Origin of the sequence: Actinophytocola sp. (assembly GCF_035762905.1) — a bacterium.
GTDB lineage: Bacteria > Actinomycetota > Actinomycetes > Mycobacteriales > Pseudonocardiaceae > DASYTH01.
This window is the reverse complement of sequence record NZ_DASUCC010000044.1, coordinates 76,354-86,114: the sequence shown is the minus strand read 5'-3', so window position 1 is coordinate 86,114 and position 9,761 is coordinate 76,354. Positions and strand designations below refer to the sequence as shown.

11 protein-coding genes are annotated in these 9,761 nt (G+C 71.6%); 8 read left to right on the top strand and 3 right to left on the bottom strand.

What is annotated here, in order from left to right; genetic code table 11:
• The first annotated feature begins 43 nt into the window (after positions 1–43).
• From VFV67_RS08820 to VFV67_RS08805, 4 genes are read left to right on the top strand one after another with little or no spacing between them, the layout of a single operon-like run.
• A complete protein-coding gene (locus VFV67_RS08820; protein WP_326468664.1) occupies positions 44–304 on the top strand; it encodes an acyl carrier protein in 261 nt (86 codons plus the stop codon).
• A gap of 5 nt (positions 305–309) precedes the next feature.
• On the top strand, positions 310–1,404 hold the full coding sequence (locus tag VFV67_RS08815) for an acyl-CoA dehydrogenase family protein (protein ID WP_326468663.1): 1,095 nt from the start codon (positions 310–312) through the stop codon (positions 1,402–1,404).
• Positions 1,401–2,447, top strand: coding sequence for an HAD-IIIC family phosphatase (locus tag VFV67_RS08810; RefSeq protein ID WP_326468662.1), 1,047 nt, complete (start codon positions 1,401–1,403; stop codon positions 2,445–2,447). The genes VFV67_RS08815 and VFV67_RS08810 overlap by 4 nt, the downstream gene beginning before the upstream one ends.
• A gap of 57 nt (positions 2,448–2,504) precedes the next feature.
• The gene (locus VFV67_RS08805) at positions 2,505–3,524 is read left to right on the top strand and encodes an FAD-binding oxidoreductase (protein WP_326468661.1); all 1,020 of its coding nucleotides are present in this window, start codon (positions 2,505–2,507) and stop codon (positions 3,522–3,524) included.
• 41 nt (positions 3,525–3,565) lie between these two features.
• On the opposite strand, the gene VFV67_RS08800 is transcribed toward VFV67_RS08805, so the two are convergent.
• The 3 genes from VFV67_RS08800 to VFV67_RS08790 are packed head-to-tail and all read right to left on the bottom strand — an operon-like array spanning position 3,566 to position 6,699.
• Entirely contained in the window at positions 3,566–4,684 is a 1,119-nt protein-coding gene (locus VFV67_RS08800; RefSeq protein ID WP_326468659.1) for an acyl-CoA dehydrogenase family protein, read from the bottom strand.
• Positions 4,681–5,895, bottom strand: a complete 1,215-nt coding sequence (locus tag VFV67_RS08795) for an acyl-CoA dehydrogenase family protein (protein WP_326468658.1) — start codon at positions 5,893–5,895, stop codon at positions 4,681–4,683. The genes VFV67_RS08800 and VFV67_RS08795 overlap by 4 nt, the downstream gene beginning before the upstream one ends.
• Before the next feature lie 12 nt (positions 5,896–5,907).
• Complete coding sequence (locus tag VFV67_RS08790) at positions 5,908–6,699, bottom strand: enoyl-CoA hydratase-related protein (RefSeq protein WP_326468656.1); 792 nt, start codon at positions 6,697–6,699, stop codon at positions 5,908–5,910.
• Between the two features lie 124 nt (positions 6,700–6,823).
• Here VFV67_RS08790 and VFV67_RS08785 point away from each other — a divergent pair, with 124 nt between their 5' ends.
• From VFV67_RS08785 to VFV67_RS08770, 4 genes are read left to right on the top strand one after another with little or no spacing between them, the layout of a single operon-like run.
• On the top strand, positions 6,824–7,480 hold the full coding sequence (locus VFV67_RS08785; RefSeq protein ID WP_326468654.1) for a TetR/AcrR family transcriptional regulator: 657 nt from the start codon (positions 6,824–6,826) through the stop codon (positions 7,478–7,480).
• A gap of 60 nt (positions 7,481–7,540) precedes the next feature.
• Positions 7,541–7,879: a metalloregulator ArsR/SmtB family transcription factor gene (locus VFV67_RS08780; protein WP_326468692.1), complete on the top strand. Its 339-nt coding sequence runs from the start codon at positions 7,541–7,543 to the stop codon at positions 7,877–7,879.
• Positions 7,869–8,303: an SRPBCC domain-containing protein gene (locus VFV67_RS08775; protein ID WP_326468652.1), complete on the top strand. Its 435-nt coding sequence runs from the start codon at positions 7,869–7,871 to the stop codon at positions 8,301–8,303. The genes VFV67_RS08780 and VFV67_RS08775 overlap by 11 nt, the downstream gene beginning before the upstream one ends.
• Before the next feature lie 11 nt (positions 8,304–8,314).
• Entirely contained in the window at positions 8,315–9,094 is a 780-nt protein-coding gene (locus VFV67_RS08770; RefSeq protein WP_326468651.1) for an alpha/beta hydrolase, read from the top strand.
• The last annotated feature ends 667 nt before the right edge of the window (positions 9,095–9,761 follow it).

Genomic DNA, 9,761 nt, shown 5'->3' with positions numbered 1-9,761 from the left:
CCCGGGAAGGAGGTCTGGTGTGACCGGTGAACAATTTTCGGAAATGGACTGTCCACCTGCGGAGATCATCGCTGATCTGCGCGACTTCTTCGCCGGTGTGACGGCGGGAAACGCGCCGGAGCCGGACCAGGACTATTTCGCGCTCGGCCTGGTGAACTCGCTGCTGGCGTTGGAGTTGGTCGCCTTTGTGGAGCGCCGCTACGGGATCACCGTCGAGGTCGAGGATCTCGACCTGGACAACTTCCGCACCATGAACCGGGTGTCCGAGTTCGTTCGGACGAAGCGGACCGTGCCGTCCCGGTGACCACAATGGACACCGCGAGCTTCTGCGATTCCGTGCGAGACGAGGCCGGCGGCTGGGACCGGGCCGGGACGCTGCCGGCCGAGGTGGTCACGACCATGGCCGGCGCCGGCTTCCTGTCCGCCGACCTGCCGGTCCGCTACGGCGGAACCGCCCGGACCCAGGCCGAGCTCGGCGAGCTGTGCGCCCGGCTCGGCGGGGTGTGCAGCGCGCTGCGGGCACTGGCGACGGTGCAGGGCATGGTGGCCGCGGCGGTGCTGCGCTGGGGCACACCGGAGCAACGGGACCGGTGGCTGCCCGGGCTGGCCCGTGGCGAGCCGGTGGCCGGGTTCGCCGCCACCGAGGCCGGTGCCGGCAGCGACCTGTCCGCCGTGACCAGCGCGCTCGAGGTGGCCCCCGGCGGGTTCCGGCTGCGCGGTCAGAAGCTGTGGGTGACGTTCGGGCAGTGCGCCGGGGTGTTCCTGGTGCTGGCCATGCTGGACGGGCAGCCGGTCGCGGTGCTGGTCGAGGCCGACCGGCCGGGCGTCGAGGTGTGCCCGGTCGGCGGGCAGCTCGGCCTGCGGGCCGCGGGCCTGGCCGACGTGCGGTTCGACGGCGTGCCGGTGCCGGCGGAGAACCTGTTGGCACCGCCCGGTTTCGGGCTGTCCCACGTCACCGGAACGGCCCTGGACCACGGCCGGTACACGGTCGCCTGGGGTTGCGTCGGCATGGCCGAGACGTGCCTGGGCCTCGCGGCCGGACACGCCGCGCGCCGAACCCAGGGCGGGGTGCGGCTGTCCGGGCACCAGGCGGTTCGGGCGCTGCTCGGCCGCTGCCTGGCCGAGGCCGGCGCGGCGCGGCGGGCCTGCGCTCATGCGGCCGCGGTGCGCGACTTCGCCGAGCCGGACGCGGTGGTGCAGACCGTGCTGGCCAAGTACACCGCGGCCCGGGCGGCGTCGGCGGTGAGCGAGGCGGCGGTGCAGATCCACGGCGCGGCCGGGTGCGCGGCGGACAGCCCGGTCGGCCGGTTCTTCCGGGACGCCCGGGTGATGCGGATCATCGAGGGCTCCGACGAGGTCGCCGAGCAACATCTCGGCGACTACGCCCTGCGGCGGCGCACATGACCGCGGTCAAGTGCCTGGTCTGGGACCTGGACGACACGCTCTGGGACGGCGTGGTCCTCGAGGGCGACCGCCCGCGCCCGTTCCCCGCCGCCCGGTCGACCCTGCACACCCTGGACCGGCGCGGCATTCTGCACGCCGTGGCCAGCCGCGGCGACCACGCCGTCGCCGCCGCCCACCTGGCCGCGCACGACCTCACCGACCTGTTCTGCGTGCTTGAGGTCGGCTGGGGCGCCAAGTCCGAGGCGATCCGCCGCATCGCCACCGAGCTGAACATCGGCCTGGACACCGTCGCCTTCGCCGACAACGACGCCGTCGAGCGGGCCGAGGTGACCGCCGCACTTCCCATGGTCCGCTGCTACCCCGCCGCGGAGGTCGGCGCGCTGCCCGCCCTCCCCGAGTTCCAACCCGACGTCGTCACCGACGAATCCCGCCACCGCCGGCTCTACTACCAGTCCAACCGCCACCGCACCGTCGCCGAACGCGAGTTCTCCGGCTCCCCCACCGAGTTCCAAACCTGGCTGAACCTCTCGATGACCGTCCGCCCCGCCACCGAAGCCGACCTCGCCCGCGCCCACGAGCTGACCATCCGCACCCACCAGCTCAACACCACCGGCCGCACCTTCGACCTCGACGAACTACGCACCCTCAGCCATTCCCCCCACCATCAGGTCCTCGTCGCCACCCTCACCGACCGCTTCGGCCCGCACGGCACCATCGGCCTCGCCGTCCTCTCCCACACCCGCACCGACGCCGTGCTGGACCTCCTACTCATGTCCTGCCGCGTCATGTCCCGCAACGTCGGCACGGCACTCCTCACCCACCTCATCCGCACCACCCTCGCCACCGGCCGCCGCCCGCTGGCCCACTTCGTCCCCACCCCGGTCAACCGCATCATGCTCATCACCCTCCGCTTCGCCGGCTTCACCCTCCTCACCGAGGAACCCGACCACCTCCTGCTCACCTTCGACCCCAACCGCCCCCCACCCCCTCCCCCCACCCACGTCCACATCAACCACCCAATGGCAACGCCTCCAGTACTTTGAGGAGGTAATCGCTTCCGGGACTGGCGGGTTGATGGGGTAGTGGCTGGTTCGGGCGCGATGGTGGTGGTCGTCGGCGCCGGCATCGTCGGGGCCTCGGTGGCCTATCACGCCGCTCGGGCCGGCGCCGTGGTGACGCTGGTCGATGCCGGGCGGCCGGGCGCGGGCGTGACGGCGGACTCGTTCGCCTGGATCGGAGCGGCCGGCGTCCGCACCGGTCCGGCCGCCGGGCTGCGGGTGACCGCGACGCAGGAGTACCGCCGGCTCGAGGCCGAGCTGCCGGGACTGCCCGTGACCTGGTCCGGCTCACTGTCCTGGGGCGCGGCGGACACCGCGCCGCAGGCCGGGCCCGGGCAGGAGATCGTGGACGCGGCCACCGTGGCGAGCCTCGAGCCCACCCTGCGCCGGCCCCCGGACCGGGCCGTCTGGGCACCCGGTGACGGCGCCGCCGACCCGGTAGGCGTGACCGAGCGGCTGGTCGCGGGCGCCCGCGCCCACGGCGCACAAGTACATCCGCACACCCCGATCACCGCGCTCCGCCGAGACGCCGCGGGTCGGGTGGCCGGAGTCGAGACGGCCGCAGGCCCCCTCGCCGGTGCGACCGTGGTGCTCGCGGCCGGAGCGGCCACGGCCGCGCTGGCCGCGCCGCTGCGCATCCGCGTCCCGGTCGAGACGTCACCGGCGACGCTGTTCCGGCTGCGCGCCCCGACCGGTCTGGTCCGCACCGTGGTCCACAACCGCGACTTCGATCTCCGGCAGATCGCCCCGGACCGGCTCCACGCCGCAGCCGACTCCCCCGAACGGACGCTGGCCGCGATCCGGTCCACCTTCCGCGGCACCGCGAACATCGAACTACTCAGCACCCGGGTCGGCCTACGCCCCATGCCGGCCGACGGCGCGCCGATCATCGGCCCGGTCCCCGACGTGCCCGGCCTCTACCTCGCGGTGACGCACTCGGCGGTCACGCTCGCCCCGGCCGTAGGCCACCTGGTCGCGCGGGAACTGGTCGAGGGCACCGTCGAGCCGACGCTGGCGGGCTGCCGCCTCGACCGCTTCTCGTACTCCAGCCCTGGTTCGTGATCTTCGCCGTCGCCGGTTCGACCACTGTGCGGACAGGGCACTCAGATGCCGATGCGTTGGGCGAGTTGTTCGCGGTGGTAGGGGGTGTCGCCGAGGAAGAGCTGGGTGGATTTGGCGCGTTTGAAGTAGAGGTGGGCGTCGTGTTCCCAGGTGAAGCCGACGCCGCCGTGGATCTGGATGTTCTCGGCGGCGGCGAAGAAGAAGGCGTCCGAGCAGTAGGCCTTGGCAAGGCTGGCGACGGTGGGGACCTCGTCGGAGTCGGTGGCAACGGCCCAGGCGCCGTAGTAGGCCGCGGAGCGGGCGGACTCGAGGCGGGCCAGCATGTCGGCCGCTTTGTGTTTGATGGCTTGGAAGCTGCCGACGGGGCGGTCGAACTGGTGGCGGACTTTGGCGTACTCGACGGCCATGTCCAGCACCCGCTGGGTTCCGCCGACCTGCTCGGCGGCGAGGGCAAGGGCGACCTTGTCGAGGGTGCGGGGCAGCGTGGCGACCGCGCCGCCGGGGGTGCCGATCAGGCGGGCCGGCACGTCGTCGAAGGTGATTCGGGCCAGTTTCCTGGTCTGGTCCAGGGTGGGCAGTAGGGATCGGGTGATGCCGGGGGTGGCGGGGTCCACGGCGAACAGGCTCAGCCCGGCGGCCGTTTCCGCCGCGACCACAAGGAGATCGGCGATGTGGCCGTCGACCACGTAGGACTTCGCGCCGTTGAGCAGCCAGCGGTCGCCGTCTGCGGTGGCCGGCATGGTGATCGCGTCCGGCTCCCACCGGCCGCTGTCCTCGGTAAACGCCAGCGTGGCGACCCGGCTGCCGTCGGCGATGCCGGGCAGCAGGTCGGCCGCGGCGCTCTCGTCGCCGCTGTCCAGGATGGCGTAGCCGGCCATGACCACGCTGCTCAGGTAGGGCGCCGGAACCAGCCCGCGGCCGGTCTCCTCAAGCACGATCGCCAGTTCCACGAAGGAGAATCCGCTGCCGCCGAACCGTTCCGGAATGGCGATCCCTTGCAGGCCAAGCTGGTTGGCCATCTGCTTCCAGACCTCGGTGTCATAGCCGGTCTCGTCCGCCATCAGCGCGCGCACGGCCGCGCTCGGCGACTTCGCCTCCAGGAACCGGCGCACCGAGCGGCGCAGCTCGTCATGCTCGGGGGTGAACACCAGCGCGGTCATGACGCACTTCCGGCCCGGGGCAGGCCAAGCGCGCGTTCGGCGATGATGTTGCGCTGGATCTCGCTGGTACCGGAGTAGATCGTCCCGGCCCGGCTGGCCAGGAACACCTCCTGCCACGGGCTGATCGGGTAACCGTCGCCGGCTGGCCGGATCATGCCCTCGGCGCCGAGCAGATCGGCGGCGATCTCACCGAGGCGCCGCTCGTACTCGCTCCAGAACAGCTTCGTCGTGGACGCCTCCGGGCCGGGCTCCTGGCCGGAGGCGAGCCGGGCCAGCGCCCGCAACCCGGTGAACCGCATGATCTGCACGTGGCTGTAGGCCCAGGCCAGTTCCTGCCGCACGACCGGATCGCGCTCCCGGCCGACCTTCCTGGCCAGCTCGACCAGATCCCAGAACTGCTTCTCGTACCGCAGGTATGCGGTCGAGACGCCACCGCCGCGCTCGAACCCGAGCGTGGTCATGGCCACCCGCCAGCCGTTGTTCAGGCCGCCGATGACGTTGAACAGCGGGGCCCGGGCGCCGTCGAAGAACTCCTCGCCGAACTCCGCCGCACCGGTCATCTGCTTGAGCGGGCGGGCGAGGATGTTGTTGTCCAGGAACGGAACGAGCACGTAGGAAAGGCCGCGGTGCTTCGGGGCGTCCGGGTCGGTGCGGCACAGGATGAAGATCATGTTGGCCCGGTACCACGCCGACGTCCACACCTTCTGCCCGGTGATCACCAGCTCGTCGCCGTCCAGCACCGCTTTGGTCTGCACGCCGGCCAGGTCGGAGCCGTGGTTGGGCTCGGAGAACCCTTGGCAGTACACGTCTTCCGCGGAGATGATCCGGGGCAGGAAGTACTCCTGCTGCTCCGGTGTGCCGTGCGCCATGATCGACGGACCGACCATGGCCTCGCCGAACCCGCGCCGCACGTAGGGCAGCCCGGCCCGGCTCAGCTCCTCGGTGAAGATGGCGTGCTGCACCGGGGTCAGCCCGCGGCCGCCGAACTTCTCCGGCCACCACGCGCAGATCAGGTTCGCCGCGCGCAGCCGGCGTTCCCACTCCGCGTACAGCGGGCTCCGCTCGGCCTCGGCGTTGACCGGGTTGCCGCCGGTCATGCCGGTGACGTTCCAGTCGGTCAACGTGGCGAGGCCGTCCGGCGCGTTGCCGGCGATCCACTCCCGCATCGACTGGCGGAACCGGGCCGCCTCCGGCCCGAGATCGATATCCATCGGGACCTCTCTCTACCGGCCGTTGAAGACCGGGCGCCGCTTGGCCAGAAACGCGGCCGCGGCCTCCTTGGCGTCGTCGGTGTACTGCAACCGGGCATGCCGGTCGGCCTCCCGGTCCAGCTGCGTGGCGAAGTCGTTGGCCGCGGACTCGTTGAAGTTCCGCTTGATCGCCCGGATCGCCAGCGGCGCCGCGGCGCACAGTCGCTCGGCGATGCCGGCCACCAGCCTGGGCAGCTCGGCGTCCGGGACGCACTGGCTGACCAGACCGATCCGCTCCGCCGTGCGTCCGTCGAACTTGTCCGGCAACAGGTACAGCTCACGAGCCTTGGCCGGTCCGACGATCCGCGGCAGGGTCCAGGAACCGCCGAAGTCGCCGGAGAGCCCGGCGGTCAGGAACGCCGTGTTGAACCGGGCCGACTCGGCGCAGTAGCGCAGGTCCGCGGCGCACGCCCAGGCGAACCCGGCACCGGCGCACGCACCGTTGATCGAGGCGATGGTCGGCTTGGGCATCTCGTGCAGCAGCTGCGAGGTGCGCATGGCGATGCGGAGCTGGCTGATCCGGGTGGCCACCGGAAGGTCGGTGCCCTGACCGGCGGCGAAGTTGTTCAGGTTGCCGCCCGCGCAGAACGCCCGGCCGGTGCCGGTCAGCACCAGCACGCGCACCTCGTCGTCCTCGCTTGCCCGCTCCAGCGCGGCGGTCACCGCTTCCAGCAGCGCCGGGTTCATCGTGTTCATCGATTCCGGCTGGTTGAGCACCACGGTCGCCACCCCGGCCTCGAGCCGGTACTGGACCGCGTCGTCCATCATTCCTCCAGCACAGCGCATCCTAGAATTACATTCTGGAAAGTCATGACACACGACCCCGCGCGGACTTGTCAACGGGATGGGCACCGGGATCGCGATAATGTGCGTGATCGAAAGGAAGGTCATGCCACCGAGGAAGCCGACGCCGGCGGGGCGGCAGTGGAGCAGCACCGAAGGCGTGCGGGCGGAGTTTCTGGACGCGGCGCGAGCGGTGTTCGCCCGGCGGGGGTTCACCGAGGCGAGCGTGACCGAGGTGGTCGAGCGCGCGGGGGCCAGCGTCGGCAGCCTCTACCACCACTTCGGCAGCAAGACCGATCTGTTCCTGGCGCTGTGGCGCCGGCACCACGAGGAGCAGCTGCGGATCGCCCGGGGCGGATTGGACCGGGCCCGCGAGTCCGGCGTGACCGACCCGTTCGACCTGTTCGTCGCCGGAGCGCGGGCCTACCTGGAAGCCACCTGGAGCCGCCGAGACCTGGTGCGGATCTTCCAGGTCGGCGACACCCCGCCGGGGTTCCACGAGATCCAGCACCGGGACGGCCGGGAGTGGATCAACCGCAACTTCAAGCTGCTCGGCGCGGACGACGATCCCGTGCACCGGGTGCTGATCTGGCTGGTCACCAGCTTCCTCGGCGAGGCAAGGCGAGAGATCTCCAAGGCTCGCACCGCCCGGGAAGCCACCGTCGACGTCGAGGCCATGATCGAGACGCTGAAGCGGATGCGACCGCTGCTCACCGGGGACCTCGGCCTTGGCCTGAGCTACCGCGAGGTGGACGAGGGCTAAGCCACAACTATTCGGTTGTACAACTCGATGGTTGTGTGTACCGTCGCGATCGTGATTGTCATCGAAGATGAGTTGAGCCTGGTGTTCTCGGCGCTGGCCGATCCCACCCGGCGCGCGATCGTGACCCGCCTGGCCACCGGGGCGGCGACGGTGAACCAGCTCGCCGAGCCGTTCGCCTTGACCCAGCAGGCGGTGTCCAAGCATCTCAAGGTGCTCGAACGGGCCCGGCTGATCCGGCGGACCCGGGTCGGGAAGGCCCGGCCCTGCGTGCTGGACGCCGACCGGCTCCACGACGCCGCCGGATGGATCGAGCGGCACCGGCAGCTGTGGGCCGACCGGCACGACCGGCTCGAGGCACACCTGCACACGTTGCTCCGGGGAGAGTCCGATGACCGGTGAGCTGACCTACCGGCGGGTGCACCGCGCCTCGCCGGAGCTGCTGTTCGACTGCATGACCGACCCCGAGCACCTGGCCCACTTCTGGGGCCCGGCCGGGACCAGCACGCCGGTCGACGGCATCGTGGTCGACCTGCGGCCGGGCGGGAAGTTCGAGACCACCATGGTCGACGCCGACGGTGGCGGCTACACCATGCGGGCCGTCTACGTCGAGATCGACCGCCCGCACCGGCTGGTGTGGATCGAGTCCGACGTCGAGGGCGGCATGCGCACCACGATCACCTTCACCGACCGCGGCGACGGCCACACCGAGGTGATCACCCACCAGACCAACGTTCCCGAGGCCTACCTCAGCGCCGAGGCCAGGGCCGGGTTCGCCACCAGCCTGGACCGGTTCGACGCCTACCTCGCCGGCCTGGCCCGATAAAGGAGCCATTCATGCCCACCGTCACCTCCGCCGATGGCACCACCATCGCCTACGAACGCACCGGCAGCGGCCCGCCCCTGGTGCTGGTCGACGGCGCCATGTGCTACCGCGCCGCCGGTCCGGCACGCCCGCTTGCCGCGGCCCTGCACGAGCACTTCACCGTCTACACCTACGACCGGCGCGGCCGCGGCGACAGCGCCGACACACCGCCCTACTCCCCGGCCCGCGAGATCGAGGACCTGCAAGCCGTCCTCGCGGTGTCCGACCCCGCCCCCGCCTTCATCTACGGCATCTCCTCCGGCGCCGCCCTGTGCCTGGCGACCGCCGCCGTCACCCCACGCATCACCCGGCTCGCCCTCTACGAGCCCCCGTTCCTGGCCGAAGCCGAACCCCACCCCCGGTTCGCCGACTACACCGCCCGCCTGCGCGCCCTCCTCGCCGCCGGCCGCCGCGGCGACGCCGTCGCCCTGTTCATGGCCCACGTCGGCATCCCTGCGCAGGCCATCGACCACATCCGCACCCAACCCGCCTGGCCCGTCCTCGAGGCCATCGCCCCCACCCTCGCCTACGACGACGAGATCCTCGGCGACAGCACCATTCCCCGCCACCTCCCCGTCACCATCCCCACCCTTCTCCTCTCCGGCGGCGCCAGCCCGCAAACCCTTCAACAGGCGGCAAAATCCACCGCCCACGCCTTTCCCAACGCCGACCACCACACCCTCCCCAACCAAACCCACGACGTCTCCCCCGACGCCCTCGCCCCAGCCCTCACCCAGTTCTTCACCCCCTGATCAACAGCGCCAGCCCACCGAACCCCCACCTCCAGCACCCGAACCCCCACTTCCAGCCCCCGAGCCGCCAGGCCCAGCAACCGAAACCCCAGCTCCAACACCCGAGTTGCCAGGCCCAGCAACCGAATCACCGATTCCGGCGCGGCGAGTCCCCGCCTCCAGTCCGGTGAATTGCCAGTGAGGGGCCGTGCCATGGCCACGCAAGCCAGGCCCGCGCCCGGCGCCTGCGGCGCCGGGACGCGCCGCAGGCGCGGCCCGGCGCGCTGGCCGCACTCCGCAGCCCGAACCGCCAAGCCCAGCAACCGAAACCCCAGCACCAGCACCCGAGGCCGGACCGAGCCTGCGGGTCATGCCCAGCAACCGAAACCCCACTTCCAGCCCCCGAGCCGCCACGCCCAGCAACCGAATCACCGGTTCCGGCGCGGCGAGTCCCCGCCTCCAGTCCGGTGAATTGCCAGTGAGGGGCCGTGCCATGGCCACGCAAGCCAGGCCCGCGCCAGGCGCCTGCGGCGCCGGGCGCGGCCCGGCGCGCTGGCCGGCCCTCCGCCCGAACCGGCAGTTCATGTGCCCCTCGCTGGCGACTCGTCTGCCCGAGCCGACAACTCGTCTGCCCGAGCCGGCGGTTCATGTGCCCGTGCCGGCGACTCGCCGAGCGTGGCGGCGATCC

What these genes read in the sequence shown, in the direction of transcription:
- VFV67_RS08790 (WP_326468656.1), bottom strand. Translation starts at nt 6,699, where the DNA reads ATGGACGACGCGGTCCAGTACCGGCTCGAGGCCGGGGTGGCGACCGTG.
- VFV67_RS08770 (WP_326468651.1), top strand. Translation starts at nt 8,315, where the DNA reads ATGCCCACCGTCACCTCCGCCGATGGCACCACCATCGCCTACGAACGC.
- VFV67_RS08795 (WP_326468658.1), bottom strand. Translation starts at nt 5,895, where the DNA reads ATGGATATCGATCTCGGGCCGGAGGCGGCCCGGTTCCGCCAGTCGATG.
- VFV67_RS08810 (WP_326468662.1), top strand. Translation starts at nt 1,401, where the DNA reads ATGACCGCGGTCAAGTGCCTGGTCTGGGACCTGGACGACACGCTCTGG.
- VFV67_RS08775 (WP_326468652.1), top strand. Translation starts at nt 7,869, where the DNA reads ATGACCGGTGAGCTGACCTACCGGCGGGTGCACCGCGCCTCGCCGGAG.
- VFV67_RS08785 (WP_326468654.1), top strand. Translation starts at nt 6,824, where the DNA reads ATGCCACCGAGGAAGCCGACGCCGGCGGGGCGGCAGTGGAGCAGCACC.
- VFV67_RS08800 (WP_326468659.1), bottom strand. Translation starts at nt 4,684, where the DNA reads ATGACCGCGCTGGTGTTCACCCCCGAGCATGACGAGCTGCGCCGCTCG.
- VFV67_RS08820 (WP_326468664.1), top strand. Translation starts at nt 44, where the DNA reads ATGGACTGTCCACCTGCGGAGATCATCGCTGATCTGCGCGACTTCTTC.
- VFV67_RS08815 (WP_326468663.1), top strand. Translation starts at nt 310, where the DNA reads ATGGACACCGCGAGCTTCTGCGATTCCGTGCGAGACGAGGCCGGCGGC.
- VFV67_RS08805 (WP_326468661.1), top strand. Translation starts at nt 2,505, where the DNA reads ATGGTGGTGGTCGTCGGCGCCGGCATCGTCGGGGCCTCGGTGGCCTAT.